This window comes from Mycobacterium sp. IS-1496 (assembly GCF_001499995.1).
Taxonomy (GTDB): domain Bacteria; phylum Actinomycetota; class Actinomycetes; order Mycobacteriales; family Mycobacteriaceae; genus Mycobacterium.
Genome location: NZ_LQIU01000033.1, coordinates 18,377 through 45,093, shown reverse-complemented (window position 1 = coordinate 45,093; position 26,717 = coordinate 18,377). Strand labels below are relative to the sequence as shown.

Here is a 26,717-nt window from a genome sequence, read left to right as displayed (position 1 = left end):
CCGCCACCGATGACAGCACCGGTGAAGGCGATCTTGGCGACACTGACCGTGGAGTTCGTGGGCTTGCGATGCCGTCCACTCATGAGTGCTATTGATCCTCTCGTCGGCGCCCGCGAGGTCAGCTGTCGGGTTCGGGTGGGAGAGGTCACCCGGCCGGTCTCGGTTGCCCGATCCCGGCTTCACCCCAAGGGGCCGCTGGCGGCCCCAGGTCCTTTCGGTGGACCGGTGGGTCCCCCGCCTCCATCCAGGTGGTTCGTGGTCCCCCGCGTCGACGGATGGAGCTCGGCGCTATCGGGCGGGGCGGGTCAGTCGATAAGGGTCGACTGACCTGGGAATGAACGGTAACCGCTGTCCGCGCACCCGTCACCTTTTCCCGACCTCGGCGTTTCCCGCCACGGCAAATTCTAAAGAGGCTCTAAAGGTGCAGGTTGGCTCGCCGTTTTCGCAGGTGTTTCCTGACGTGAACTGGGCTATAGCCAGCTTGTGACCAATTCGTTATGTGACGCAAATCACGCTTATCCGCCGGCGAACGGGGGAAGTACATCGAGCGTCTGGGCGTTGCTCAACGTCTTCGCCGTATCCCGCACGGCCATGCCGTCACAAAGGTACGAACACCGCGCCAGTACCCGGTTCAATTCCGGGCTGCGAGAAGCCAATTCGTCGACCAGGGCCTGCACCGTCGTACCCGTGGGGACGGTCAGCTCCTCCGACTCGGTTCCGGCGGCGGCCCGTGCCGCGGCGAAGTAGCGGACCGCGACGCGCACCGTGGTGGTGGTCGACACGTCAGCCTCCGATCGCACTCATCGGCCGCGACGGCTGTTCGAAGCCGGGGTCGTTGATGCCGTGGCCGGCGGCTTTCGTCCACATCGCCGCGCGCCAGGCCTGCTCGATCGCGTCGTCGTCGGCGCCGCTGCGCAGCAGCCGCCGCAGATCGCTCTCCTCGCGGGCGAACAGGCAGTTGCGCACCTGTCCGTCGGCGGTGAGCCGGGTGCGGTCACACGCCGCGCAGAACGCTTCCGAGACCGACGCGATCACCCCGACCGTCGCCGTCCCGCCGTCCACCCGCCACAGCTGCGCCGGCGCCGAACCGCGCGGCTCGGAGTCCGGGGTCAGGGTGAACTGCTCGCGCAGCGCGGCGAGGATCGCGGCGGCCTCCAGTGAGCGCCCACGCTGCCACTGGTGTTCGGCGTCGAGCGGCATCTGCTCGATGATGCGCAGTTGGTAGCCGTGGTCGAGGCAGTACCGCAGCAGCGCCACCGCGTCGTCGAGGCCGGTGTCCGGGTCGAGGACCGCGTTGACCTTGACCGGGGTCAGGCCCGCCGCTTTGGCGGCGGCCAACCCGGCCAGCACGTCGTGCAGCCGGTCGCGTCGGGTGATGCGCGCGAAGTGCGCGGCGTCGACGCTGTCCAGCGAGACGTTGACCCGGTCCAGACCCGCTGCCTTGAGCGCCTCGGCACGCCGGGCCAGCCCGATGCCGTTGGTGGTCATCGCCATCTCCGGGCGGGGCCGCAGCGCACCCGTTGCGGCCACCACTTCTTCGAGGTGCCGCACCACCAACGGTTCACCGCCGGTGAAGCGCACGTTGGTGATGCCGAGCCGGGTCACCGCGATGCCCAGCAGTCGAATGAGTTCGTCGGCGCTCAACAGCTGCTCACCGGGCAGCCAGTTCAGGCCTTCGGCGGGCATGCAGTAGGTGCAGCGCAGATTGCAGCGGTCGGTCAGCGATACCCGCAGATCGGTGGCGATGCGGCCGAAGGTGTCCACGAGCGGTCCCGCGGTGGGCATGCCCGCCGCCGGTCGCTTGATGGTCGGGACACCGAGTGAGGTCACCGTCATGCGGCGGCTCGCATGGCGGGTGCGGGCGGTTCGACGGGCACGATCTCCTTGCCGAGCGGTACCAGCGACACCGGGATCAGCTTGAGGTTGGCCAGCGCGAGCGGGATGCCGACGATCGTGACCGCCATCGCCGCCGCGCTGACGATGTGGCCGATGGCCAGCCAGATGCCGAACAGCAGCACCCAGATGACGTTGCCGATCAGCGCGCCGGGGCGCGGGCCGGGCTTCTCGACGATGGTGCGGCCGAACGGCCACAGCGCGTAGGACGCGATCCGGAAGGCGGCGAACCCGAACGGGATCGTGATGATCAGGACGAAGCAGAGGATTCCCGCCACCGCGTAGCCCAGCGCAAGCCACAGGCCGCCGAAGATCAACCAGATGATGTTCAGTAGAACTCGCATGGCGGGCGCACTTCTTCCTCGAGCGGTGGCACAAAGCCTACCGATAAGGGTGTGAAGTCGCCGGTCGAGTCCGAGTAGGATCGGCGTCGACGCGTCCCGGCGCAAGCGGGACGCTTTCCTTATGTTGGTGCGAGACGACGAGCAGGTGACCAAAGTGCCGACCGGCAGGGTGAAGTGGTACGACGCCGAAAAGGGCTTCGGCTTTCTGTCCCAGGAGGACGGCGAAGACGTGTACGTCCGGTCCTCGGCGCTGCCCGCGGGTGTCGAGGGGCTCAAGGCCGGCCAGCGCGTCGAGTTCGGTGTGGCCGCCGGCCGGCGGGGTCCGCAGGCGCTGAGTCTGACCCTGATCGACCCGCCGCCGAGCCTGAGCAAGACCCGGCGCGAGGCCGAACGCCCCGAGCACAAGCACAGCCCGGATGAACTGCACGGCATGATCGGTGACCTCATCACGCTGCTCGAGAGTGCGATCCAGCCCGACCTGCAGAAGGGGCGCTACCCCGACCGCAAGGTCGCGCGCCGGGTGTCGGAGGTCGTCAAGGCCGTCGCCCGCGAACTCGACGCCTGAGAGCCTGCGGCGCCTCGCGCCGACTGTGAACTCCTTGCGAAAATCCGACGGATCTCTCGCAGTGGCTTCACGTTCGGCGAAGGCGGGCACACTGCTGCCATGAGCTATGTCGCCAGCGGTGGCGAATTCAACCGCGACACCGACTACATCACCGATCGGATCACGGCCGACGGCCGCGACGGCTACCCGGTCGAACCGGGGCGCTACCGGCTGATCGTGGCGCGCGCCTGCCCGTGGGCGAACCGCACGATCATCGTGCGTCGCCTGCTCGGCCTCGAGGACGCGCTGTCCATCGGGTTCTGCGGACCCACGCACGACCAGCGCAGCTGGACCTTCGACCTCGACCCCGGCGGCGTCGACCCGGTGCTGAAGATCCCGCGCCTGCAGGACGCCTACTTCAAGCGGTTCCCCGACTACCCGAAGGGCATCACGGTGCCCGCGGTGGTCGAGGTGTCGACGGGCCAGGTGGTCACCAACGACTTCCCGCAGATCACGCTCGACTTCTCGACGGAGTGGACGCAGTACCACCGCGACGGCGCCCCCGACCTCTACCCGGAGAAGCACCGCGACGAGATCGACGAGGTGGCCCAACGCATCTACACCGAGGTCAACAACGGCGTCTACCGTTGCGGCTTCGCCGGTTCACAGCGCGCCTACGACAAGGCCTACGACCGGCTGTTCACCGCGCTCGACTGGCTCGAGGACCGGCTGGCCGGGCAGCGATACCTGGTCGGCGACACGATCACCGAAGCCGATGTCCGGCTGTTCACCACGCTGGCCCGCTTCGACCCCGTCTACCACGGGCACTTCAAGTGCAATCGGTCCAAGCTCTCAGAGATGCCCGCGCTGTGGGGATATGCCCGCGACCTGTTCCAGACGCCCGGCTTCGGCGACACCATCGACTTCGTGCAGATCAAGCAGCACTACTACATCGTCCACTCGGACATCAACCCGACTCAGGTGGTGCCCGCCGGGCCCGACCTGGCCAACTGGCTGACGCCACACGGCCGGGAAGCGTTGGGCGGCAGGCCCTTCGGCGACGGGACACCGCCCGGCCCGACCCGGGAGGGGGAGCGGGTGGCCGCCGAGCACACTCCGCTCTAGGGCCACACCATCCGCACGGACCACTCCGCGTGTGGGATCTCGAAGACCTCACCCGCCTCGTCCTGCACCAGCGTCAGCAGTTGGACGGCGATGCCGGTGAGCCGGCCGCGTTGCGGGTCGACCGTCGGGATCGTCACCGCCAGCCGGGTGTCGGGCCGGAACACCGACTCGGTGGTGTCGGCGGGGTCTTCGTAGACACGCAGCAGCCGCCACGGCGCCTCCGCGATCGCCGAGGGGACCGACAGCTGCACCGGATCGCGCTCGGTCACGGCGAGTTCACCCTGTTGCCCGGCGGGCCTGCAGTCGGAGGGGTCGATCACGTCGCAGAACTGGAAGGGGCCGACGCGGGTCAGCTCGCCGTGGGTGAACGCACTGATCTCCGGCAGGGCCGGTTCGTGGTCGCGGGTGAGCTGCCACACCAGCAGCGCCGTCGCCGCGGTCGCCAGCACCGCGACGGCCGCCAGGACGGCCAGAACGCGTTTCACTCGTACGCCACCCCGGCGGTGTCGGAGCGGCGGCCTTCCTGTTCGGCCAGCACGGGGCGGTTCCCGCCGAATCCTGGGATCAGCGATTCGCCGCGGTAACTCACGACGGTCTGGGCCAGCCCGAGAATCAACACGGCGGTGATAGTAGTGAAGCCGATCCACAGGTCGGTGTAGATGAGCACGCCGGTGGCACCGCCGGCGACCCACGCGAGCTGCAGCAGCGACTCCGACCGGCCGAACGCCGAGGCCCTGGACTCCTCGGGGAGGTCGTCCTGCAGCGACGCGTCGAGCGAGGCCTTGGCGATCGCGCTGGCGCCGGAGGTGATCAGCGTGGCGGCGGCCGCCACCAGCAGGTTCCCGGTCAGCGCGGTCAACAGCGCGACCGCCGTCACCGCGGTGGCCGCCCGCACGACCAGCCGCGCCGGGTGGCCCAGTTCGAGCCGGGCCGCGGTCATGTTGCCGACGAAGTTGCCCACCGCGGCGGCGGCGCCGATCAGGCCGAGGATGCGCAGCTGCTCCCAGCCGCCGGCGTCGTGCGACTTCGCCACGAACGCCGGGTAGAGGAACAGGAACCCGACCATCACCTTGATCGTGCAGTTGCCCCAGAGTGCGGTGATGGTGTTGCGGCCCAGCGGCTGGCGCGCCTTGCCGGACCGCTCGGAGGGCGGCTCCCGGCGCAGACCGCCGCTGCCGCCGTGGTAGCTCAGCGTCGCGGGGACCTCACCGGCGGTGACCTCCACCCACTTCGGGATCCGCATCGACAGCACCGCGCCGGCCACGGTCGCCGCCACGATGACGTACAGCGCACCGGGGAGTTGGAACAGGTTGAGCAGGTATTCGGCGCCTGCCGCGACGGCGCCGCCGACCACGGTGCCACCGAGCAGCCCGAACGTCGTGAGGCGGGAGTTGACCCGCACCAGGTCGATGGTCGGGGGCAGCACCCGCGGGGTGACGGCGCTGCGCAGCACCGAGAACGACTTCGACAGCACCATCATCCCGAGCGCGCATGGGTAGAGCACCCACGACGGGTAGCCGCCCGTCACGCCGTCGTAGTTCGCGATCAGCAGCACCACCAGCGCCGTGCGCGCGAGGAACGACGCGGCCAGCGCGACGCGGCGGCCGTGCTGCAGCCGGTCGAGGGCCGGACCGATCAGCGGTGCGATCACCGCGAACGGCGCGATGGTGATCAGCAGGTACAGCGCGACCTTGCTCTTGCTCTCCCCGCTGGCCGCGGCGAAGAACAACGTGTTGGCCAACGCCACCGCCATCGCCGCGTCGACGGCGAAGTTGGCCACCACCGGCCAGGTCAGCGCTGTCAGCCCGGACTTGTCCGCACCGTCGGCGGTGGCGGCCCGGTGCACCAGGCCGTACATCTTCGACCCCATCTCGCGGCTGCGCTGCGCCGCGGCGCGGGTGACGGTGACCCTGCCCGCGCCTGCGCCGACCCCGGGCGGCGGGTCGTAGTGGTGGTGGCCCGGGGGCGCCGGCTCGTCCAGCGGGGGCAGCCAGCGGTTCGCGCTGGGCGTGGACTGCCTGCGTGCGCGCCGGTAGGACCCTCCATCGCTGGGGTAGTTCGCCATCCCGGGATGGTCGTGCCCCGCGGGCGGCCGGGGTGGGTAGTACCGGGCGTCGCGCCGGAACTCTCCGTCACTCTCATCGCGTCCGCCGGCCACCTCACGATTGTCCCCCATGGCACCGACTGGCGGCCGACAGCCGACCGGTGTGGCTTTCCGGTATCGCTCTGCGGCACTATGGGATGCGATGGACAGCCTGACCGACACCGCAGCCCACGTGGCCCGACGTCCCGCCGATCTCGAAGCGGTGCTGATGGGCGCCGTGGAGCAGGCGCGCGCCGCGCTGGTCGAGTTCAGCGGGCCCGACACGATCGGGGAGTACCTCGGCGCGTCCTTCGAGGACCCGACGTCGGCCACCCACCGATTCCTGGCCGACATGCCTGGCTACCGGGGCTGGCAGTGGGCCGTCGTCGTCGCCGCCTATCCGGGCGCCGAGCAGGCGACCATCAGCGAACTGGTGTTGGTTCCCGGCCCGACAGCGCTGCTGGCCCCCAGATGGGTGCCGTGGCAGGACCGGGTCCGCCCGGGCGACCTCCGGCCCGGCGACCTGCTCGCTCCGCCGCGTGAGGATCCCCGGCTGGTGCCCGGCCACGTCGCCACCGGCGATGATCAGGTCGACGAGACCGCCGCGGAGGTGGGGCTGGGCCGCAAGCAGGTGCTGAGCCGGTGGGGTCGCGTCGACGCCGCGCAACGCTGGCACGACGGCGAGTTCGGCCCGGGTTCGGCGATGGCCCGCTCGACGAAGCGGGTGTGCCGCGACTGCGGGTTCTACCTGCCGCTGTCCGGTTCGCTCGGGGTCATGTTCGGCGTGTGCGCCAACGAGATGTCGGCCGACGGCCACGTGGTCGACTCCGAGTACGGCTGCGGTGCGCACTCGGACACACCGGCTCCGCAGCTCACCGGGTCACCGCTGTACGACCCGTACGACGACGGCGTGATCGACCTGGCCGAGAACGACTGATCAGTTCTCCGCCGCGGCCTTGATCTTGGCCAGCGACTCGTTCATGCCGGCGACGAGTTCCTCCTCGAAGCTGGGCACGCCGCCCATGAGTTTGTTGACCGCCATGTTCGACACCGCGGTGACGCCGTTGGAGGCGTCGCGGGTCTCCACCAGACGGGTGCCGGTGGCGGTCGGCTCGAGTTCGTAACTCCACACCGTCTTGTTGGCGTCGACGCGGAACGCCACCTTCTTCTCCGAGACGACCTCGGTGATGGTGCAGGTGGTCGGCCAGATCAGGCGGTTGCGCCGGTTGAGGTTGACGGTCTTGGTGCCCGGGCGCAGCGGGCCGAGCAATTTCATGGCGCGACACTGCGGGCTCCACTGCGGCATCCGGCCGAGGTCGGAGACCAGCGACCAGACCTTGGCCACCGGGGCGTCGATCTCGATCTCTGCGTGAAGCAACGGTGCGGCCATGGATCCTCCTGATCGGGGCGGCGGGCGCAGTCTCAGCGAAGCCCGCTCTGGGCGCCGCGCGCGCCGCGGCGTACGGCGTGACGTTGCCACAGGAAGATCGAAGTGCCAAACAGGCCGATGCCCAGTCCGGCGATCGTGAACGGACGCCACTCGTGCAGCGCGGAGACCGTGAACGCGAGCACGGTGGCGATCAGCCACGCGGCGGCGATCACGAGGATGACGGGCCGCGGGTCGAGCAGGGCGGCCGGCAGCGGCGGCGGCTGCGGCGATTCGTTCACCGGGGTGTGTTCGTCGGCCATCGATGTCAATCTAGCCGATCCGAAATGGTCCGTAACCACGGTTATCGGTTTGCTCGCCGCTTTTAGCGACGCTATGTAGTATTTGCTTCGTGATCGACCTCGACTCCCGGCTGGCCAGCGATTTGTCACTCGCAGTAGTGCGGCTGGCTCGCCAATTACGCTTTCGGCGTGCTGATTCGCCGATTTCGCTGTCGCAATTGTCAGCTCTGTCCACGCTGGCCAAAGAGGGTGCGATGACGCCGGGAGCGTTAGCTGTGCGGGAGCGGGTGCGCCCGCCGTCGATGACTCGGGTGATCGCATCCCTGGCCGAAATGGGTTTCGTCTCACGAAACGCCCATCCCGTGGACGGTCGGCAGGTGCTGGTGTCGGTGTCGCCGGCCGGGGCCGACCTCGTCCAGGCGGAGAAGCGGGCCAGCCAGGAGTGGCTGCAGCGCCGGATCGCTCGTCTGGAACCCGAAGAGCGCAGGACGCTGCTGATGGCCGCCGACCTGATGTCGGCGATGGTCGAGGAGAGCGCGTAAGCTTCGCCGCCGTGCGGAGATCGGAGCATTGACGACCGTCATCGACGTCGACGATCCCGCCGACCCGCGACTCGACGACTTCCGCGACCTCAACAGCATCGACCGCAGACCCGATCTGCCCACCGGCAAGGGGTTGGTGATCGCCGAGGGGGTGCTGGTGGTGCAGCGCATGGTGGCCTCGCGGTTCACCCCCCGCGCGCTGCTCGGCACCGATCGTCGGCTCACCGAACTCGGGACCGGCCTCGACGCCGTCGACGCGCCCTACTACCGGGCCTCGGCCGACGTTATGGCCGAGGTGGTCGGCTTCCACCTGAACCGGGGCGTGCTGGCCTCGGCGTCGCGCCCGGCCGAGCTCACCGTCGCCGAAGTGCTCGACGGCGCCCACACCGTGGCGGTGCTCGAGGGGGTCAACGACCACGAGAACCTCGGCTCGATCTTCCGCAACGCCGCCGGGCTCGGCGTCGACGCGGTCATCTTCGGGGCCGGGTGTGCCGACCCGTTGTACCGGCGGGCGGTGCGCGTGTCGATGGGCCACGCGCTGCTCGTGCCGTTCGCGCGCGCCACCGCCTGGCCCGATGAGCTAAACCTGTTGCGCGACAACGGGTTTCACCTGCTGGCGATGACGCCGGACCCGGCCGCCGACACCGTGGCCACGGCGATGGCGGCGCTGGGGCGGGAGAAGGTCGCGGTCCTCGTCGGTGCGGAGGGCCCCGGCCTGACCGAGCGGGCGATGCGGGCCAGCGACCGGCGGGTGCGCATCCCGATGTCGCGGGGTACCGATTCGCTCAACGTGGCGACCGCGGCCGCGCTGGCATTCTACGAACGTGTCCGGTCGGGCTAGATTGCCTCCGGTGGGCGACTGCGGGGAGGTGACAGCGTGACCGACGAATCCACGCCGTGGGGAACGGGTTTGACGGTGGCCGCCGGAGTCGCCGCGGTGATCGCCACCGCCGTCATCGTGCTGAGCCTCGGACTGCTGCGGGTGCACCCACTGCTGGCGGTCGGCCTGAACATGGTCGCCGTGGGCGGGTTGGCGCCGACGGTGTGGGGCTGGCGGACCCGGCCGGTGTGGCGGTGGTTCGCGTTCGGTGCGGGCGTCGGCGTGGCGGGCGGGTGGATCGCCCTGCTCGCCATCACCCTCAGCGGGATGGTGCCGGCCTAGCGCTTCTGTCGGCTCTTCGCGCGAGCGCTCATCGCTTCTGTCGGCTCTTCGCGCGAGCGCTCATCGCTGCCCGCTGGAGCGGACCCCGAGCAGCACGTCCTCCCACCCGGGAACGGTCGGGCGGGCCTTGGCCTTGCGCGACTTCGCCGGCCTGGGTGCCTGCGGTTCCTGCCCGGCCTCGGGTTCGGGCGCAGGTGCCGGTTCGGGCTCGGGTTCGGGCAGCGGTGCCGGGGCGGGCGCCTGCGGTGCGGCGGGCGCGTCGAAGTCCAGTTGGGCGACGGGGGCGACCGGGCGCAGCGGGCGGCTGAAGTCGGGGTCGATCAGCTGATAGGCCGCCTCGTCGAACGCGGTGACCGTGCCGCCGTGCGCACCGGGGGAGAACCGGAAGTGGGCGACGTTGTCGGACCGACCGGCCTTCCACGCCACCTGCACCGTCCAGCGTCCGTCCTCGTTGCGCCAGGCGTCCCAGTTCGTCGCGTCGGGGTTCAGTCCCCGCGCGACCAGCGCGGTGCTGACGGTTTCGAGCAGGGTGAGCACCGCGGGGCCGTCGGAGAGCACCGGATGCGCGGCGGTGGCGAGTTCGGCGGCCCGCGACCGCTCCAGCAGCACCGGGTGGGCGAACCGTTCCACCCGCTCGATCGGCATTCCCGAGGCGTTGGCGACCTGCTCGACGGAGGCGCCCGCGCGGATCTTGGCCTGAATATCTCTGGGACGCAGCACGTTGTGCACCTCGACATCGATCATGGTCTGGTCGGCCGATCGATTGAACGCCGCCCGGTCCCCGCGGGCCGCGGCGCGGAACCGGTCGTCGATGCGCAGCGTGAACTTCTCACCGGAGTCGGTCTGGCAGAGGATCGTGTTGCCGTCGACGTCGAGTTCGACGACCTTGAGTTCCCGCACTGCGACCTCCTCCGGGCTCGTTTCGCGGCGCCAGGCGCCAGCCCGATTAGCTGGTCAGCCTACTGCGTTACCTCCCCGTGACCACGGTGACACGCGGCGATGAACTACAACCGTTCGACGACCCAGTCGACGCACCGGGTCAGCGCGCTGACGTCCTCCGGGTCGACGGCGGCGAACATCGCGACCCTCAGTTGGTTGCGGCCGAGCTTGCGGTACGGCTCCGTATCGACGATTCCGTTGGCGCGCAGGATCTTCGCCACCGCGGCGGCGTCGACGTCGTCGGAGAAGTCGATGGTGCCGACCACCTGCGAGCGCAGCGCCGGGTCGGTGACGAACGGGGTGGCGTACGTCGACGCCTCGGCCCACGAGTACAGCCGCTGTGACGAGTCGGCGGTGCGCTTGACGGCCCAGTCCAGCCCGCCGTTGCCGTTGAGCCAGTCCAGTTGGTCGGCCAGCAGCACCAGCGTGCCGATCGCGGGGGTGTTGTAGGTCTGGTTCTTGAGGCTGTTCTCCACCGCGATCGGCAGGGAGAGGAAGTCGGGTACCCAGCGGCCCGACTGCGCGATCTGGTCGATGCGGGCGAGGGCGGCGGGGCTGACGACCGCGAGCCACAGGCCGCCGTCGCCGGCGAAGTTCTTCTGCGGGGCGAAGTAGTACGCGTCGGCCTGGGCGATGTCGACGGGCAGGCCGCCGGCCCCTGACGTCGCATCGATCACGATCAGCGCGTCACCGGAGTCGGCCGGGCGCTGCACCGGGACCGCGACACCGGTCGAGGTCTCGTTGTGGGCCCAGGCGATGACGTCGACCGACGGGTCGGCCTGCGGTTCGGGGGCGCTGCCCGGATCGGCCTTGACGACGATCGGGTCGCCGATGAACGGATTCTTGGCGACGGCCGAGGCGAACTTCGCGCTGAACTCCCCGTAGGTGAGGTGCAGCGAGCGCTTGTCGATCAGGCCGAACGCCGCGGCGTCCCAGAACGCGGTGCTGCCGCCGTTGCCGAGGATGACCTCGTAGCCGTCGGGCACCGAGAACAGCGCCTTGACGCCGTCGCGGACCCGGCCGACGAGGTTCTTGACCGGCGCCTGGCGGTGCGAGGTGCCGAACAGGTCGCCCGCGGCCGCGAGTGCGGCCAGCTGTTCGGGACGCACCTTCGACGGGCCGGACCCGAAGCGTCCGTCGCGGGGCTTGAGGTCGGCGGGAATGGTGAGTTCGGCCATGGGTCACCAGCGTAGTTCCCGGCGATTTCGGCGCGGTAATCGACGCTGAGCGCACGCCAGCGCGCCGAATCCGCAGCAAACTCTCATATCGGCGTGGACATTTACCCGATACCTCCGGTACTGTGTACAGCAGACCGGTGAATGTAAACCCCTACGGGAGGCTCTCATGGCTCGCACACGCACGGTCCGCCGGTGGCGCCGGAATATGGACGTCACCGAAGACAAGGCTTACGTCGACACGCTGACCACCCTGTCCGAGGGTTCGGTGCGCCGTAACTTCAACCCCTACACCGACATCGATTGGGATTCCCCGGAGTTCGCTGTGATCGACGGCGACGAGCGGTGGATCCTGCCGGGGACCGATCCGATCGGGCGGCATCCCTGGTACCGGGCGCAGCCGGTCGAACGGCAGATCGAGATCGGCCGGTGGCGGCAGGCCAACGTGGCGAAGGTGGGCCTGCAGTTCGAGATCATCCTGATCCGCGGCCTGACCAACTACGCGTTCTGGGTGCCCAACGGCTCACCCGAATACCGCTACTGCATGCACGAGTCGGTCGAAGAGTGCAACCACACCATGATGTTCCAGGAGATGGTGAACCGCATCGGCGCCGACGTGCCCGGTATGCCGCGACTGCTGCGCTGGCTGTCGCCGTTCATCCCCCTGATCGCAGGCCCGCTGCCGATCCCGTTCTTCTTCGGTGTGCTCGCCGGTGAGGAGCCGATCGACCACACGCAGAAGAACGTGCTGCGCGAGGGGAAGGACCTGCACCCGATCATGGAGCGGGTGATGGCGATCCACGTCGCCGAGGAAGCCCGCCACATCTCGTTTGCCCACGAATACCTGCGCAAGCGGCTGCCGCATCTGTCGCGGTGGCAGCGCTTCTGGCTCTCGGTCCACGTCCCGCTGATCATGCGCGTGCTGTGCCAGGCGATCATCGTCCCGCCGAAGGCCTTCTGGAAGGAATTCGACATCCCGCGTTCGGTCCGCAAGGACGTGTTCTTCCGCGCCCCGGAGTCGCGGCAGTTCCTGCGCGACATGTTCGGTGACGTCCGGATGCTCTGCCACGACACCGGTCTGATGAACCCGCTGGCAAAGCTCATGTGGCGGATCTGCCGGATCGACGGCCGGCCCAGCCGCTACCGCAGCGAGCCGCACCGCCAGCACGTCGCCACGGCGGCATAGAAAGGCGCCGACCGTGCCCCATGTGATCACCCAGTCGTGCTGCAGCGACGGGTCGTGTGTCTTCGCGTGCCCGGTGAACTGCATCCACCCCACCCCCGACGAGCCGGGCTTCGCGACCGCCGAGATGCTCTACATCGACCCGGCGGCGTGCGTCGACTGCGGCGCGTGCGTCAGCGCCTGTCCGGTCGGCGCGATCGGCCACGATTCGGTGCTGACCGAGGCGCAGTTGCCGTTCGTCGAACTCAACGCCGCGTTCTACCCCGAGCGCAGGGCGGATGAGAAGGTGCCGCCGACCTCCAAGCTGGCGCCGGTGCCCGAGGCCCCCGTCGTGCACTCCCGTCCCGACGGCCCGCTGCGGGTCGCCATCGTGGGATCCGGTCCGGCCGCCATGTACGCCGCCGATGAGCTGCTCACCCAGCGCGACGTGCGGGTCACGATGTTCGAGCGGCTGCCCACGCCCTACGGTCTGGTCCGCGCCGGCGTCGCCCCCGACCACCAGAGCACCAAGCGGGTGACCCGGCTGTTCGACCAGGTGACGGCGCGGCGGGAGATGCGCCTCTATCTCAACGTCGAGGTCGGCACCCATGTGAGCCACGACGAGCTGCTGGCCCACCACCACGCCGTGCTGTACGCCGTCGGCGCCCCCACCGACCGCCGCCTGGCCATCGACGGGATGGGTCTGCCCGGCACCGCGACGGCCACCGAGGTCGTCGCCTGGTACAACGGCCACCCCGAGTACGCCACCCTGCCGGTCGCGCTCGACCATCACCGGGCGGTCGTGATCGGCAACGGCAACGTGGCACTCGACGTCGCGCGCATGCTCACCACCGATCCGGACCGGCTGGCCGCCACCGACATCGCCGACCACGCGCTGGCCGCGCTGCGCGGCTCGCGGGTCGAGGAGGTGGTGATCGCCGCCCGGCGCGGACCCGCCCAGTCGGCGTTCACGTTGCCCGAGCTGATCGGGCTGACCGCCACCTGCGATGTGGTGCTCGACGCGGCCGACCACGAGCTGGTCCGGCGTGACCTGGCCGACGGGACCGACCCGCTCACCCGCAACAAGCTCGAGATCCTGGCGAAGTTGCCCGACGCGTCGGCGCCGATCACCCGCCCGCGGATCAGACTGGCCTACCGGCTGACGCCGCGGCGGGTCACCGGCGAGACGCGGGCCGACGGGGTCGAGTTCACCGTCACCGGCACCGATGAGGGGTGCCGCCTCGACGCCGGCCTCGTGCTGTCCTCCATCGGCTACCACGGCAGACCGGTCGACGGGCTTCCGTTCGACGAGGCCGCGGGCGTCGTCCCCCACGACGGCGGCCGCGTCGTCGACCCGTCGTCGGGCCGGCCCGTTGTGGGGAGCTACGTCGCGGGCTGGATCAAGCGCGGACCGACCGGGTTCATCGGCACGAACAAGTCGTGCGCTGCGCAGACCGTGCACCACCTGGTGGACGACTACAACGCCGGACTGCTCACCGCGCCGGCGTCGGGTCCCGGCGAGCTGGACCGGTTGGTGCGGCAACGCCGTCCCGACGTGGTCGACAGCGACGGCTGGCGTGCCATCGACGCGGCGGAGGTCGCCCGCGGTGGCGGCGAACGCCCGCGGGTGAAGTTCACCGCGATCCCCGACATGCTCGAGGCCGCGGCGGCCGCACCGACACCGAGTGTCGGGCGGCGCCTGCTCGCCGGCCTGCTCCGGTAGGCCTACTGGCCGTTCATCGCGGCCTGCATTTCCTCCTGGCTGACCTCGCGGACCGGCTGGCCCATCGACCACAGGTGGCCGAATGGATCCCGCAGCACGCCGTAGCGGTCACCCCAGAACTGCTCCTCGACCGGCATCACCACGGTGGCGCCGGCGTCGATCGCCTGCTGGAATTTCGCGTCGACGTCGGTGACCTGCAGGTGAATCGTGACCGGTGAGCCGCCCAGCGCCGTCGGCGTCGAGGACTTGCCGTCGTTGTACTCCGGGAAGTCGTCGGCGAGCATCACCAACGAGCCGTTGATCTGGACCGCGCCGTGCATCAGCTTGCCGTCGGGACCCGGCATCCGCCCCAGCTCGGTGGCGCCGAAAGCTTTGACGTAGAAGTCGATTGCGGCGGCGCCGTTGTCGACGACGAGGTGCGGAGCGACCAGCGGTTGCACTTCTATGGCCATGGGAATCTCCTTGGTAGGTGGGACAGTCACCATGCTGACCCCACCCACCGACAAATTTCATCGGTCACACAATGGAGAACGACGGCGGCAACCCCGTCCGGCCGGTCAGCGCCAGCAGCACCTGCTCGCCGTGCCCGGAGAGCACCGCGACCTCGGCGGCCAACCGCACCGCGTCCGAGGACACCTCCGGCGGCGGCGCGTAGTCCACACCCGCCGCCTGCCCGATGTCCAGACCGTGCACGGCCAGTTCGAAGGTCCGTGTCGGGAGGTAGTCGCTCAGCCGGATCCCCAGCCCGCCGATCACCTCGATGAGCGGGTCGCCCGCGCCGTCCACGTCGGCCACCGCCGTCGCGGCCAGACGCGTCACGGCCGCCGCCGGATCGTCCCCGAGCTCGCGGCCGGCCTGTCTGCCGCGTTCCGCGACCGCCGCCGGGTCGATGCCGAGCGCCGCGGGAGTCACCTTGAGGTAGTACTCGGCGGCGCTGGTGACGTCCTGGCGGGCCGCGGTGGTCCGCAGATAGGCGCTGACGGTGATCAGTGAGCGCGACGTGTGGCCGACCAGCGCCCGCAGATCCCACTCACCCAAACCGGGGCCGTCCCACGCGGCGGCCGGAAGCCGGCCCACCAGATCGACGAAGCTGTGTGCGGCCGAGGCGAATACAGCCGCGGGACCGGTGCTCACCCGGCGGCGACGCGGTCCCAGCCCTCGACGGACTCGAGGCTGCGCGGGTCGGGTCCGACGTAGATCGCCGACGGGCGCACCAGCTTGCCCAGTCGCTTCTGTTCGAGGATGTGGGCGCACCAGCCGGCGGTGCGCCCACAGGTGAACATCGCCGGCATCATCGAGGCGGGCACGCGGGCGAAGTCGAGGATCACCGCGGCCCAGAACTCGACGTTCGTCTCGATCGCCCGGTCGGGGCGGCGTTCCCGCAGTTCGGCCAGCGCCGCCTGTTCGAGCGCGGCGGCCACCTCGTAGCGGGGCGCCTCCAGACGTTCGGCGGTGGCGCGCAGTACGCGGGCCCGCGGATCCTCCGCGCGGTACACCCGGTGCCCGAAGCCCATCAGCTTGTCCTTGCGGTCGAGGATGCCCTTGACCACGGCGCGGGCGTCACCGGTGCGCTCCACCTCGTCGAGCATCGGCAGCACCCGCGCCGGCGCGCCGCCGTGCAGGGGGCCGCTCATCGCGCCGACAGCACCGGACAGCGAGGCTGCGACGTCGGCGCCGGTGGAGGCGATCACCCGGGCGGTGAACGTCGAGGCGTTCATCCCGTGCTCGGCGGCGGTCACCCAGTAGGCGTCGATGGCCTCCACGTGCTTGGGATCGGGATCACCCTGCCATCGGGTCATGAAACGGGCTGTGACGGTGGTGCATTCGTCGATCGACCGCTGCGGAATGGCGGGTTGGTGGATTCCGCGCGCGGACTGCGCGACGTAGGACAGCGCCATCACCGAGGCGCGCGCGAGTTGCGCGCGGGCGGTGTCGTCGTCGATGTCGAGGATCGGTTTGTAGCCCCAGATCGGGGCGAGCATCGCGAGTCCGGCCTGCACGTCGACGCGGACGTCTCCGCTGTGGATCGGCAGGGGGAACGGTTCGGCGGGTGGCAGCCCGTCGCCGAAGCGCCCGTCGACCAGCAGCGCCCACACGTCGCCGAACGTCACCCGGTGGGCGACCAGGTCCTCGATGTCCACGCCGCGGTACCGCAGCGCCCCGCCGTCCTTGTCCGGTTCGGCGATCTGGGTGGTGAACGCCACCACTCCCTCGAGTCCCTCGACGAAGTTCTCCGGCACCGACGGCGACGTCTGAGTCATGGCCAGATTCTCGCACCCGGGGCAAGTGTCGGCCGGACCGGTCGGCGTAGCGTTGGCGCGGTGACGGAGGCCGGCAACGAGCACTTGGCGAGGATGCGCGTGGAGTACGGATCGGTGGAGAAGGACGGCAGCGCCGACCTCGACGCGGACTGGTTGGCCGACGGCTGGGTTGCGCTGCTGCGCAGGTGGTTAGCGGATGCGGAGGCGGCCGGGATCTCCGAGCCGAACGCAATCGTGCTCGGCACCGTCGACGCCGCCGGACGGCCGGTCACCCGCACGGTGCTGTGCAAGAGCGTCGACGACGAGGGCATCACGTTCTTCACCAACTACGGCTCCGCCAAGGGCGAGGATCTGGCGGATTCGCCCCACGCCTCGGCGACCTTCCCGTGGTTTGCCCTGGGCCGCCAGGTCCATGTGCGCGGCGCGGTGACGAAGGTGTCGGCCGAGGAGACCGCCGACTACTGGTCGAAGCGGCCCCGCGGATCGCAACTCGGAGCGTGGGCGTCACAGCAGTCCCGGCCGATCGCGTCGCGCGCGGCGCTGCTCGACCAGCTGGCCGAGGTGACCGAGCGGTTCGCCGGCCACGACACGGTGCCGGTGCCGCCGGACTGGGGTGGCTACCGCATCGCCGCCGAGGTCGTCGAGTTCTGGCAGGGCCGGGAGAACCGCGTACACAACAGGATTCGACTGAGCGGGGGCCGCGTCGAGCGGCTCCAGCCCTAGGTGAGGCGGTTCTTCGCCGACACCACACCCCTGCGGACGCGCGACTTCCGCCGGCTGTGGGTGGCCGGCGTCCCGACCGTCATCGGCGCGAACCTGACCCTCTTCGCGGTGCCGGTGCAGTTGTACGCACTCACCCAGAGCTCCGCCTACGTGGGGTTGGCCGGCGTGTTCGCGCTGGTGCCGTTGATCGTCTTCGGGCTGTGGGGCGGGGCGCTGGCCGACGCGATGGACCGGCGGGTGCTGCTCATCATCGCGTCGTGCGGACTCGCCGTCGCCTCGATCCTGCTGTGGCTGCAGGCCGCGCTGGCGCTCGACAACGTGTGGGTGGTGCTGTGTCTGCTGGCCGTGCAGCAGGCGTTCTACGCCGTCAACGCGCCGACCCGGTCGGCGGCCATTCCGCGGATGGTGCCCGCCGCCCAACTGCCCGCGGCCAACTCGCTCAACATGACCGTCACCCAGGCCGGCGCGATCATCGGCCCGCTGCTCGCCGGTGTGCTGCTGCACTGGGTCGACCTGTCGACGCTCTACCTGATCGACGCGATCACCTGCCTGGTGCCCATCCTGGCCACCGTCCGGCTCTCACCCATCCCGCCCACCGGCGCTCAGACCGGGGCGTCGCGGTTCGGTCTGGCCGCGGTGCTCGACGGCTTTCGGTACCTGGCCGGCAACCAGGTGGTGCTCATGTCGTTCGTCGTCGACCTCATCGCGATGGTCTTCGGGATGCCGCGGGCGCTGTTCCCGCAACTGGCGCACGAGAGCTTCGGCGGCCCCGTCGCGGGCGGTACCACGATGGCGTTGCTCGCCGCGTCGATGTCGGTGGGCGCGGTGGCCGGTGGGGTGTTCTCCGGATGGCTGCCGCGGGTGCGCAGACAGGGCCTCGCGGTGGTCGGCGCGATCGTCGTGTGGGGCTTCGCGATGGTCGGATTCGGGATCGCCTGCGGGCTGGCCGACGGGCACACCGGGGCCCTGTTGTGGGCGGCGCTGGCGTTCCTGGCCGTCGGCGGGGCCGCGGACATGGTCTCGGCGGCGTTCCGGTCGACGATCCTGCAAGAGGCCGCCTCCGACGACGTGCGCGGCAGGCTGCAGGGGGTGTTCATCGTCGTGGTGGCCGGCGGACCGCGGGTGGCCGACGTCCTGCACGGCGCCGCGGCGGCGGCCGTGGGCACCACCATCGCCGCGGCCGGTGGTGGCGGGCTGGTGGTGGTCGGTGTGCTCGCCGCCGTGGCGCTCGCCCCGGCGTTCGTGCGCTACCGCACCGCGTCGGTTCCGTCCGAGAGCGACAAAGTATGAGCACCGGCTTTTTGCGCCGAATGTCAAGATCAACTGTTTTTTGCCGCAGGCCGGACTAGCATCCGAGGGGTGGCTGATCTCGACGGCGCACCGGTCCTCGGCCTGCGCGAACGCAAGAAACAGCGCACCCGGACCACCCTGATCAACGCCGCGGTCGAACTGTGCGACCGGCAGGGTTTCGAGAACACCACCGTCGATCAGATCGCCGCGGTCGCCGACGTCTCGCCCCGCACGTTCAGCCGGTACTTCGCGACCAAGGAAGCGGTGGTACTGGCCGTCATCGACGACATCATCGAGATCGTCGCCGTCGAACTGCGCAGGCAACCGCCCGACATCAGCCACATCGAGGCGATCTTCCGCAGCCACGTCCGCGCGTTCGAGGCCACCAAGACGGCGCCGCCGACCGGGCTCACCGCGGAGCGGCTGCTGGCGTCCGCGCGGATCGTGACGTCCTCGGCGGCGCTGATGCACGCGTCCACCCGCTTCCGGCTCGATGCGGTGAACTCCGCGCTCGTCGACCGTATGGGCACCGCACCCGACGACAGCCGCCTGCAACTGGTGGCTGCGGTGTGGGGCGCGATCATGATGACCGCGCTCGCCGACCTCGGCCCCCGCATCGACTGGGACACGATGACCGTGGATCACATCGTGTCCCGGATAGAGGCGGCGTACGCGCAGTTCCTCGATGTGACCGCCGATGTCAGGCAGCTTGTCTGAGCAACTGCCCGCCCCCCGCAAGCACGTCCGTCACGATGGGGCTACCTTTTGTAGACGAGGGTCTGCACCTGCGGAGCGACGATGAAGGGATTCCCGTGGCCGATAATCCGTCCAGTGCGACTGAGCACGCCAAGCTGAGCTACCCCGGCGGCGAGCTCGAGCTGGATATCGTCCCGGCCACTGAGGGTGCCGACGGCATCGCGCTGGGGTCGCTGCTGGCGAAGACCGGTTACACGACCTTCGACGGTGGTTTCGTCAACACCGCGTCGACGAAGAGTGCGATCACCTACATCGACGGCGACGCGGGAATCCTGCGCTACCGCGGTTACCCGATCGAGCAGCTGGCCGAGAAGTCGACGTTCATCGAGGTCAGCTACCTGCTGATCTACGGTGAACTGCCGACCGCCGATCAGCTCGAGGACTTCACCACCAAGATCCAGCGGCACACGCTGCTGCACGAGGACCTCAAGCGGTTCTTCGACGGGTTCCCGCGCAACGCCCACCCGATGCCGGTGCTCTCGAGTGCGGTCAACGCGCTGAGCGCGTACTACCAGGATTCGCTGGACCCGATGGACAAGAACCAGGTCGAGCTGTCGACGATCCGGTTGCTGGCCAAGCTGCCGACCATCGCGGCGTATGCGTACAAGAAGTCCGAGGGGCAGCCGTTCCTGTACCCGGACAACTCGCTGACGCTGGTGGAGAACTTCCTGCGGATGACGTTCGGCTTCCCGGCCGAGCCCTACGAGGTCGATCCGGAGATCGTGCGGGCGCTCGACATGCTGCTGATCCTGCACGCCGACCATGAGCAGAACTGCTCGACGTCGACGGTGCGCCTGGTCGGCTCGTCGCAGGCCAACCTGTTCACCTCGATCTCGGGCGGCATCAACGCGCTGTGGGGTCCGCTGCACGGCGGCGCCAACCAGGCGGTGCTGGAGATGTTGACGAAGATCCAGCAGTCCGACGGCGACGTGCGCGAGTTCGTGCGTAAGGTCAAGGACCGCGAGGACGGTGTGAAGCTGATGGGCTTCGGGCACCGCGTGTACAAGAACTACGATCCGCGTGCCCGCATCGTCAAGGAGCAGGCCGACAAGATCCTGGGCAAGATGGGCGTCGAGGACGAACTGCTAGACATCGCGAAGTCGCTCGAAGAGGTGGCGCTGACCGACGACTTCTTCGTCGAGCGCAAGCTGTACCCGAACGTCGACTTCTACACCGGTGTGATCTACCGGGCCATGGGCTTCCCGACGCGGATGTTCACCGTGCTGTTCGCGCTCGGCCGGCTGCCCGGCTGGATCGCGCACTGGCGTGAGATGCACTCGGAGCCCGGCAAGATCGGCCGCCCGCGGCAGATCTACACCGGCTACACCGAGCGGGACTACATCGACACGTCGAACCGCTAGCGCTTTCCTCGCCCAAACGAACAAACGGGCGGGAAAGTGCGAGTGATGTTCGCCATTACGTCGATCTCGGCGCGTGGTCACGGTTGCCTTGCGGACAGTTGTAGTTTCACAATGGTTGGGTGATTGACACCGTCGGCATGAGCGCGCGGCGCAAGGCCATCATCCTGGTCTCGTGCTGTCTGAGCCTGCTCATCGTGTCGATGGACGCCACCATCGTCAACGTCGCGATCCCGGCGATCCGCTCAGATCTGCACGCCTCCCCGTCGCAGCTGCAATGGGTGGTCGACATCTACACCCTGGTCCTCGCGTCGCTGCTGATCCTGGCGGGGGCGACGGGGGACCGGTTCGGCCGCCGCCGGGTGTTCCAGATCGGGCTGACCGTCTTCGCGTTCGGCTCGCTGCTGTGCAGCGTCGCGCCCAATATCGAGACGTTGATCGTCGCGCGCCTGCTGCAGGCGATCGGCGGTTCGATGATGAATCCCGTTGCGCTGTCGATCGTCTCGCAGATCTTCACCGGGCCGGTGGAACGCGCCAGGGCGCTGGGCATCTGGGGTTCGGTGGTCGGCATCGCCATGTCGATCGGCCCGATCGTCGGCGGTCTTCTCATCGAGACGGTCAGCTGGCGGGCGGTGTTCTGGATCAACCTGCCGATCTGCGCGGCGGCGATCGTCCTGACCGCGGTGTTCGTGCCCGAGACCAAGTCGACGACCATGCGCACCATCGATCCGATCGGTCAGGCGCTGGCCGTACTGTCCCTGTTCGGCGTCGTCTTCGCGTTGATCGAGGGGCCGGGGCTGGGCTGGACCCACCCGTTCACGCTGAGCGCGGCCGTCGTCGCCGCGGTGGCGTTCGTCTTCTTCCTGCGCTACGAGTCGCGCCGCCTCGACCCGTTCATCGACCTGCGCTTCTTCCGCAGCATCCCGTTCAGCGCGGCGACGGTGACCGCGATATCGGCGTTCGCCGGGTGGGGTGCGTTCCTGTTCATGATGTCGCTCTACCTGCAGGGTGAGCGCGGCTATTCGGCCATGGAGACCGGCTCGATCTATCTGCCGATCGCGATCGGCGCGCTGCTCTTCTCACCGCTGTCGGGCCGGTTGGTGGGGCGGTTCGGCGCCCGGCCGTCGCTGCTGATCGCCGGGGTGCTGATCACGGGGGCGTCGGCGATGCTGAGCTTCCTCACCGGGACCACCCCGGTCTGGCAGTTGCTCGTCGTCTTCGCCGTCTTCGGCATCGGCTTCTCGATGGTCAACGCGCCGATCACCAACGCCGCGGTCAGCGGGATGCCGTTGGAGCGCGCAGGCGCCGCGTCGGCGGTGACGTCGACCAGCAGGCAGATCGGGGTGAGTATCGGTGTGGCACTGTGCGGTTCGGTCGCGGGCGGAGCGCTGGCCGGCACGTCGACGGACTTCGCCGCCGCGGCGCGGCCGCTGTGGTTCGTGTGCGTCGCGCTCGGTCTCGTCATCACCGTGCTGGCGGTGTGGTCGACGTCGGGCCGGGCGACGCGTTCGGCCGACCGGCTGGCGCCGCTGATCGCAGGGGATGTGGTGACAGAGGGGGTGACCCGTGCCGCGTAACCCGCTCGCCGACGAGGTGTGGGCAGCGTTGACGGCGCTGGTCTTCGACAACCGCGACAGCTGGCGGCGCGCAGTGGTCGAGGAGACGGGGCTGCCGTTCAGTCGCGTGCGGGTGTTGCGACGGCTGGGCCGCCGGCCGATGACGGTGAAGCAGGTGGCGCAGGCCGCCACACTCGACGCCCCCGCCGCCACCGTCGCCGTCAACGATCTGGAGGACCGCGGGTTGGTGATCCGTGAGGTCGACCCGGCGAACCGCCGCTGCAAGACGGTGTCGCTGACCGACGCCGGCCGCGCGGTGCTCTCGACGATCGAGGCCATCGACGATCCCGCCCCCGACGGGCTGGCGGCTCTGGACGACGACGAACTGAGGGCGCTGCGGGCGACGCTGGCGAAGCTCGCCGGAGGCTGAGCGTCAGACCCGGGTCAGCGTGACGTTGTACAGCCGCACCCCGGCGTCGGTGGGCGCGATGTCGACGAACGTCGGGACGTCGCGGATCGCGTCGCCCTTGGCGATCACGTTCCCCCACACCTCGACCGCGCAGGGAAAACCCTTGCAGCGCAACCAGAATCCCGGTGCACTCTGGTACGGCGGCATGCTCGGCGCCTGATCGACGCGGTACCGCCCGGGCGGGATGAACGACGTCGCCCAGCCCGCCGACGCCTGCTCGTCGACACCGAAGAGTCCGTTGCTGCCGTAGCTCGGCGATGCGGTGGCGGGGGCGGCGAGCACGAGGCCGGCCAGCACGCTGCCGGCCAGGACGGTGCCGGCGGCGGTCGTCGCGCGGGTGGCGTTCACGCAGGCCAGCGTACGCTCAGCTGTCCAGCACAGCCATGGCCGCGTTGTGCCCGCCGATGCCGGAGACGCCGCCGCCCCGTCGGGAACCCGACCCGCACAGCAGGATTCGCGGGTGCCGGGTGGCCACCCCCCAGCGCTGCGGCGCGGTGTCGAGCGGATCGTCGGCCTCGGCGAAGGGCCACTGCAACCCGCCGTGGAAGATGTTGCCGCCGGTCATGTTCAAGCTGTGCTCCAGGTCGGCGGTGGTCTTCGTCTCGATGCACAGCCGGCCCGCCGAATCCTCCATCACCACATCGTGGATCGGTTCGGCGAGAACGGAATTGAGCGAGGTGAGGACGGCGGAGGTCAGCGTGTTGCGCATCCGCTCGTCGTCCCCGTGGGCCAGCAGGGTGTGGGGGGTGTGCAGTCCGAACACGGTCAGGGTGTGGGCGCCCGCGGCCCGCAGCTCGTCGGACAGGATCGTCGGGTCGGCCAGCGAGTGGCAGTAGATCTCGCACGGCAGCGGCTGCGGCACCTCACCGGCCGCCGCGCGGTCGTGGGCCGCGTCGAGTTGGCTGAGCGTCTCGTTGATGTGGAACGTCCCACCGAACGCCTGCTCGGCGGGCACGGTCGTATCGCGCAGCGTCGGCAGCCGGCGCAGCATCAGGTTGACCTTCACCTGGGAGCCGGGCGCCGACGGCGGCGCCGGCTCGTCGAGGAGGCCGGCCAGCGCGGCGGGGGTGACGTTGGCGAGCACGAACCGGGCGCCCACCCGGTGTTCCCGCCCGTCCACCGAGTAGGTGACCTCACCGTCGGGCGTGACCCGGGTGACCTCGGCGACGGTGGTGATCTCGGCGCCGAAGCCGGCCGCGGCGGCGGCCAGCGCCCCGCTCACCGCGCCCATCCCGCCGACCGGCACGTCCCAGTCCCCGGTGCCACCGCCGAGCAGGTGGTAGAGGAAGCAGACGTTCTGCACCAGCGACGGATCGTCGGTGCGCGCAAAGGTGCCGATCAACGCGTCGGTGGCCATCACCCCGCGCACCAGGTCGCTGTGCGCGGCCGCGGTGATCGCCTCGCCGATGGGCGCTTCGGTGACCGCCCGCCACGCATCCTCGGTGCCGCCGGCCGACAGCACGTGGCGACGGGCCTGCTCGCGGGTCATCAGCGGGGCGGTCAAGCTCGGCCACAGGGGTTCGGTGACCGTGCGGAACCGGCGGTAGAAGTCGGTGAACCCCGCCTCGTCGGCGGCGGCACCGATCGCGCCGAAGGTGCTCGTCGGTCCGATGAGCAGGCCGGTGTGCCCACCGGTGGCCGGATCGGGCGTATAGGAGGAGTACCGGCGTTTGACCAGACGGATCCGCGCGCCGAGGTCGTCGACGATGCGCCTGGGCAACAGGCTCACCAGGTACGAGTAGCGCGACAGGCGGGCGTCCACACCGTCGAACGCATGTGCCGACACCGCGGCCCCGCCGACGTGGTCGAGCCGCTCGAGCAGCTGGACCCGGCGCCCGGCGCGCGCGAGGTAGGCGGCGGCGACCAGCCCGTTGTGGCCGCCCCCGACGATCAGCGCGTCGTAGCCGGCATTCAGTTCAGGTAGCCCTCGACCTCGTCGGCCGGACGCACCTGCGCCTCCCGCGGATCCCTGCCGCTGTCGCGCAGCGCGCGCCGCTGCCGCAGCAGATCCCAGCACTGATCGAGCTGGACCTCCACCGCGCGCAGCCGCTGGTGTTCTTCGCTCTCACCGATCTCGCGCTGCTGCAGGGCCTCGCGGAGCTTCTGTTCCTCGGCGACGAGCTCGTTGACCTGAGCCAGGATGTCTTGGTCTGATGCCACGGCCCCAGTCTGCCCGACTACCGTGGGGATGTGACTGTGAACCCAGGACAGAAACCCGAGATCGACTTCCCGGACGGCCCGGCTCCGGCCGACCTGGTCATCGAGGACCTGGTCGTCGGTGAGGGCCCCGAGGCGGTGCCCGGCGCGAACGTCGAAGTCCACTACGTCGGCGTGGAGTACGACACCGGCGAGGAGTTCGACAGCTCGTGGAACCGCGGCCAGTCGATCGAGTTCCCGCTGCAGGGGCTGATCCAGGGCTGGCAGGACGGGATCCCGGGGATGCGCGTCGGCGGCCGCCGCAAGCTGACGATCCCGCCCGCCCAGGCATACGGGCCCGCCGGCGGCGGTCACCGGCTGTCGGGTAAGACGCTCATCTTCGTCATCGACCTGCTGGCAACCCGCTAGCCCCCGCAGCGACAAGCGCCGCGAACGCTAGCGCGGCCCCGGTAGCCGCAGCAGCAGCCGGGCCCCGCCGATCGGACTGGCCTCGAGCGTCGCGGTGCCGCCGTGCAGTTCGGCCTGCTGCGCCACCAGCGCGAGTCCCAATCCCGACCCGGAATGCGACGCGGTCGACCCGCGGGAGAACCGTTCGAACACCCGGGTGCGTTCCTCCTCGGGCACCCCGACGCCGTCGTCGTCGATCGCGATCTCCACGCCCGCACGGGAACTGACCGCCGACAGCTGCACCCGCGTCGCGCCGCCGTGTTTGACGGCGTTGGCGATCGCGTTGTCCACCGCGAGCCGCAGGCCGGCGGGAAGTCCGACGATGATCACCGTCGGCGCGGGAACCAACGTCACCTCGAGGTCCGGATACACGCGCATCGCGTCGTGGGCGGCGCGGTCGAGCAGTTCGGTGATGTCGACGGGCACGTGGTCGTCGGCGGTGGACAGCTCGCCCTGGGCGAGGCGCTCGAGCGCGGACAGCGTCGCCTCGATGCGCGACTGCGTCCGGATGACGTCGTTGACCACCTCTTTGCGCTGCTCGTCGGCGAGGTCGAGGGTGGCCAGCACCTCGAGGTTGGTCCGCATCGCGGTCAGCGGCGTGCGCAGTTCGTGGGCCGAGACCGAGGCGAAGTCGCGGGCCGATGCGAGCGCGGCCTTGGTGCGGTCCTGCTCGGACCAGATCCGTTCGAGCATGCCCTTGACGGCCTCGGCGATCTCGACGGCCTCCGAGGCGCCGCGCACTTCGACGTCGGGGGCTTCGTCGCCGGCGTCGATCTGCCGGGTCTGTTCGGCGAGGCGTTTGAGCGGGCGCACCGCGAACGCGGCCAGCAGCCAACCCAGCAGGGTGGCCGCCCCGACCGCCAGCGCGCAGATGATGATCACCCGCCGGTGCAGGTTGTTGGTGTCGGCGACCGTGGCGTCGTAGGTGGCGCCGACTTCCACCGACATCTGTTCGGGGAACTGGATGTCGACGGTCCGCACCCGGTAGCGCACCCCGTCGACGTAGGTGTCGGCGTAGCCGGCGGGCGCCTCGGGCAGCACCACCTCGGAGTTCGAGGTGACCTCGCCGTCGGGTCGGCGCACCGTGATGACGACGTCCTGGTTGTTCGGCGACTTCGGGATGGTGTCGAGGCCGCGCGGCAGGAACGGGATCGCGAAGCCGGCCGCCTCGTCGAGCCTGCGGTCGAGGCGCTCCTTGCGGTCGTTGGTGATGCCGACCCACACCACGGTCCCGACGATGACCACGACGATCGCCGCGCCGATCGCTGTCGCGAACGCCACCCTGGTCCGCAGGGACGGGGTGCGACGGAAGATCCGCGACAGCAGGCTCACGATGGTGT

General features: G+C 69.8%; 32 protein-coding genes and 1 riboswitch. Of the genes, 15 read left to right on the top strand and 17 right to left on the bottom strand.

Features of this window, described 5'->3' with window-relative positions:
* The 4 genes from AU195_RS26235 to AU195_RS17065 all read right to left on the bottom strand — a co-directional run.
* The coding region (locus AU195_RS26235) for a hypothetical protein (RefSeq protein WP_286149301.1) at positions 1-83 on the bottom strand (83 nt) is incomplete at its 3' end.
* 9 nt (positions 84-92) lie between these two features.
* Positions 93-298, bottom strand: a riboswitch (cyclic di-AMP (ydaO/yuaA leader).
* 217 nt (positions 299-515) lie between these two features.
* Positions 516-782, bottom strand: coding sequence for a MoaD/ThiS family protein (locus tag AU195_RS17075; protein WP_059160245.1), 267 nt, complete (start codon positions 780-782; stop codon positions 516-518).
* A gap of 1 nt (position 783) precedes the next feature.
* Entirely contained in the window at positions 784-1,836 is a 1,053-nt protein-coding gene (gene moaA / locus AU195_RS17070) for a GTP 3',8-cyclase MoaA (RefSeq protein ID WP_059160244.1), read from the bottom strand.
* Positions 1,833-2,237: a YccF domain-containing protein gene (locus tag AU195_RS17065; protein ID WP_059160243.1), complete on the bottom strand. Its 405-nt coding sequence runs from the start codon at positions 2,235-2,237 to the stop codon at positions 1,833-1,835. Before AU195_RS17065 ends, moaA begins: the two co-directional genes overlap by 4 nt.
* A 154-nt stretch (positions 2,238-2,391) precedes the next feature.
* Here AU195_RS17065 and AU195_RS17060 point away from each other — a divergent pair, with 154 nt between their 5' ends.
* A complete protein-coding gene (locus AU195_RS17060; RefSeq protein ID WP_059097581.1) occupies positions 2,392-2,802 on the top strand; it encodes a cold-shock protein in 411 nt (136 codons plus the stop codon).
* A gap of 99 nt (positions 2,803-2,901) precedes the next feature.
* Positions 2,902-3,906: a glutathione S-transferase family protein gene (locus tag AU195_RS17055; RefSeq protein ID WP_059160242.1), complete on the top strand. Its 1,005-nt coding sequence runs from the start codon at positions 2,902-2,904 to the stop codon at positions 3,904-3,906.
* On the opposite strand, the gene AU195_RS17050 is transcribed toward AU195_RS17055, so the two are convergent.
* A complete protein-coding gene (locus AU195_RS17050; RefSeq protein WP_059160241.1) occupies positions 3,903-4,391 on the bottom strand; it encodes a DUF2771 domain-containing protein in 489 nt (162 codons plus the stop codon). The two genes, AU195_RS17055 and AU195_RS17050, sit on opposite strands and share 4 nt — an antisense overlap.
* Positions 4,388-5,971 (bottom strand): MFS transporter, encoded by a 1,584-nt coding sequence (locus AU195_RS17045; protein WP_172800615.1) that lies wholly within the window; start codon positions 5,969-5,971, stop codon positions 4,388-4,390. Before AU195_RS17045 ends, AU195_RS17050 begins: the two co-directional genes overlap by 4 nt.
* A gap of 181 nt (positions 5,972-6,152) precedes the next feature.
* On the opposite strand from AU195_RS17045, the gene AU195_RS17040 reads away from it, so the two are divergent.
* Positions 6,153-6,926 (top strand): DUF3027 domain-containing protein, encoded by a 774-nt coding sequence (locus tag AU195_RS17040; RefSeq protein ID WP_059160239.1) that lies wholly within the window; start codon positions 6,153-6,155, stop codon positions 6,924-6,926.
* Here the strand turns inward: AU195_RS17040 and AU195_RS17035 are convergent, their stop codons facing one another.
* Positions 6,927-7,379 carry an SRPBCC family protein gene (locus tag AU195_RS17035; RefSeq protein WP_059160238.1) on the bottom strand — a complete coding sequence of 151 codons (453 nt, stop codon included), beginning with the start codon at positions 7,377-7,379 and terminating at the stop codon, positions 6,927-6,929.
* Positions 7,380-7,411: 32 nt separating this feature from the next.
* Positions 7,412-7,678, bottom strand: a complete 267-nt coding sequence (locus AU195_RS17030; RefSeq protein ID WP_059160237.1) for a DUF2530 domain-containing protein — start codon at positions 7,676-7,678, stop codon at positions 7,412-7,414.
* Between the two features lie 89 nt (positions 7,679-7,767).
* On the opposite strand from AU195_RS17030, the gene AU195_RS17025 reads away from it, so the two are divergent.
* Genes AU195_RS17025 through AU195_RS17015 form a run of 3 tightly spaced genes read left to right on the top strand, consistent with a single transcriptional unit; the run spans position 7,768 to position 9,361 of the window.
* The gene (locus AU195_RS17025) at positions 7,768-8,199 is read left to right on the top strand and encodes an Rv0880 family HTH-type transcriptional regulator (protein ID WP_059160236.1); all 432 of its coding nucleotides are present in this window, start codon (positions 7,768-7,770) and stop codon (positions 8,197-8,199) included.
* A gap of 19 nt (positions 8,200-8,218) precedes the next feature.
* Positions 8,219-9,040, top strand: a complete 822-nt coding sequence (locus AU195_RS17020) for a TrmH family RNA methyltransferase (protein ID WP_502687355.1) — start codon at positions 8,219-8,221, stop codon at positions 9,038-9,040.
* A gap of 36 nt (positions 9,041-9,076) precedes the next feature.
* On the top strand, positions 9,077-9,361 hold the full coding sequence (locus AU195_RS17015; RefSeq protein WP_082703094.1) for a DUF2537 domain-containing protein: 285 nt from the start codon (positions 9,077-9,079) through the stop codon (positions 9,359-9,361).
* Positions 9,362-9,421: 60 nt separating this feature from the next.
* Here the strand turns inward: AU195_RS17015 and sepH are convergent, their stop codons facing one another.
* Together sepH and serC are read right to left on the bottom strand one after the other, a co-directional pair.
* Entirely contained in the window at positions 9,422-10,261 is an 840-nt protein-coding gene (gene sepH, locus AU195_RS17010) for a septation protein SepH (protein WP_059160234.1), read from the bottom strand.
* A gap of 104 nt (positions 10,262-10,365) precedes the next feature.
* Positions 10,366-11,478 (bottom strand): phosphoserine transaminase, encoded by a 1,113-nt coding sequence (gene serC / locus AU195_RS17005; RefSeq protein WP_059160233.1) that lies wholly within the window; start codon positions 11,476-11,478, stop codon positions 10,366-10,368.
* 166 nt (positions 11,479-11,644) lie between these two features.
* On the opposite strand from serC, the gene AU195_RS17000 reads away from it, so the two are divergent.
* Both AU195_RS17000 and AU195_RS16995 read left to right on the top strand, forming a co-directional pair.
* A complete protein-coding gene (locus AU195_RS17000; protein ID WP_059160232.1) occupies positions 11,645-12,661 on the top strand; it encodes an AurF N-oxygenase family protein in 1,017 nt (338 codons plus the stop codon).
* 13 nt (positions 12,662-12,674) lie between these two features.
* The gene (locus tag AU195_RS16995) at positions 12,675-14,360 is read left to right on the top strand and encodes an FAD-dependent oxidoreductase (RefSeq protein WP_059160231.1); all 1,686 of its coding nucleotides are present in this window, start codon (positions 12,675-12,677) and stop codon (positions 14,358-14,360) included.
* A 2-nt stretch (positions 14,361-14,362) separates the two neighbouring features.
* On the opposite strand, the gene AU195_RS16990 is transcribed toward AU195_RS16995, so the two are convergent.
* From AU195_RS16990 to AU195_RS16980, 3 genes are all read right to left on the bottom strand, one after another.
* A complete protein-coding gene (locus AU195_RS16990) occupies positions 14,363-14,812 on the bottom strand; it encodes a VOC family protein (protein ID WP_059160230.1) in 450 nt (149 codons plus the stop codon).
* Between the two features lie 64 nt (positions 14,813-14,876).
* On the bottom strand, positions 14,877-15,494 hold the full coding sequence (locus tag AU195_RS16985; protein ID WP_059160229.1) for a maleylpyruvate isomerase N-terminal domain-containing protein: 618 nt from the start codon (positions 15,492-15,494) through the stop codon (positions 14,877-14,879).
* Positions 15,491-16,621 (bottom strand): citrate synthase 2, encoded by a 1,131-nt coding sequence (locus AU195_RS16980; RefSeq protein ID WP_059160228.1) that lies wholly within the window; start codon positions 16,619-16,621, stop codon positions 15,491-15,493. Before AU195_RS16980 ends, AU195_RS16985 begins: the two co-directional genes overlap by 4 nt.
* 60 nt (positions 16,622-16,681) lie before the next feature.
* Between AU195_RS16980 and pdxH the strand changes: the two genes are divergently transcribed.
* The 6 genes from pdxH to AU195_RS16950 all read left to right on the top strand — a co-directional run bounded on the left by pdxH (position 16,682) and on the right by AU195_RS16950 (position 22,734).
* Positions 16,682-17,344: a pyridoxamine 5'-phosphate oxidase gene (pdxH, locus tag AU195_RS16975; protein WP_059160227.1), complete on the top strand. Its 663-nt coding sequence runs from the start codon at positions 16,682-16,684 to the stop codon at positions 17,342-17,344.
* A complete protein-coding gene (locus AU195_RS16970) occupies positions 17,345-18,634 on the top strand; it encodes an MFS transporter (protein WP_059160226.1) in 1,290 nt (429 codons plus the stop codon). It begins immediately after the preceding gene.
* 69 nt (positions 18,635-18,703) lie between these two features.
* Positions 18,704-19,351, top strand: coding sequence for a TetR/AcrR family transcriptional regulator (locus tag AU195_RS16965; RefSeq protein WP_059160225.1), 648 nt, complete (start codon positions 18,704-18,706; stop codon positions 19,349-19,351).
* A 95-nt stretch (positions 19,352-19,446) separates the two neighbouring features.
* Entirely contained in the window at positions 19,447-20,751 is a 1,305-nt protein-coding gene (locus tag AU195_RS16960) for a citrate synthase (RefSeq protein WP_082703093.1), read from the top strand.
* A gap of 137 nt (positions 20,752-20,888) precedes the next feature.
* A complete protein-coding gene (locus AU195_RS16955) occupies positions 20,889-22,325 on the top strand; it encodes an MFS transporter (RefSeq protein ID WP_059160224.1) in 1,437 nt (478 codons plus the stop codon).
* Positions 22,315-22,734 carry a MarR family winged helix-turn-helix transcriptional regulator gene (locus AU195_RS16950; protein WP_059160223.1) on the top strand — a complete coding sequence of 140 codons (420 nt, stop codon included), beginning with the start codon at positions 22,315-22,317 and terminating at the stop codon, positions 22,732-22,734. The genes AU195_RS16955 and AU195_RS16950 overlap by 11 nt, the downstream gene beginning before the upstream one ends.
* 3 nt (positions 22,735-22,737) lie before the next feature.
* Here the strand turns inward: AU195_RS16950 and AU195_RS16945 are convergent, their stop codons facing one another.
* Genes AU195_RS16945 through AU195_RS16935 form a run of 3 tightly spaced genes read right to left on the bottom strand, consistent with a single transcriptional unit; the run spans position 22,738 to position 24,933 of the window.
* On the bottom strand, positions 22,738-23,121 hold the full coding sequence (locus tag AU195_RS16945) for a hypothetical protein (RefSeq protein WP_059160222.1): 384 nt from the start codon (positions 23,119-23,121) through the stop codon (positions 22,738-22,740).
* 16 nt (positions 23,122-23,137) lie between these two features.
* Positions 23,138-24,688 (bottom strand): phytoene desaturase family protein, encoded by a 1,551-nt coding sequence (locus AU195_RS16940; protein ID WP_082703095.1) that lies wholly within the window; start codon positions 24,686-24,688, stop codon positions 23,138-23,140.
* Entirely contained in the window at positions 24,685-24,933 is a 249-nt protein-coding gene (locus tag AU195_RS16935; protein WP_059160250.1) for a DUF2630 family protein, read from the bottom strand. The genes AU195_RS16940 and AU195_RS16935 overlap by 4 nt, the downstream gene beginning before the upstream one ends.
* Before the next feature lie 36 nt (positions 24,934-24,969).
* Here AU195_RS16935 and AU195_RS16930 point away from each other — a divergent pair, with 36 nt between their 5' ends.
* Positions 24,970-25,338, top strand: a complete 369-nt coding sequence (locus tag AU195_RS16930; protein ID WP_059160221.1) for an FKBP-type peptidyl-prolyl cis-trans isomerase — start codon at positions 24,970-24,972, stop codon at positions 25,336-25,338.
* 27 nt (positions 25,339-25,365) lie between these two features.
* Here AU195_RS16930 and AU195_RS16925 read toward each other — a convergent pair whose 3' ends face one another.
* A complete protein-coding gene (locus AU195_RS16925; RefSeq protein ID WP_059160220.1) occupies positions 25,366-26,709 on the bottom strand; it encodes a HAMP domain-containing sensor histidine kinase in 1,344 nt (447 codons plus the stop codon).
* Positions 26,710-26,717 lie beyond the last annotated feature (8 nt).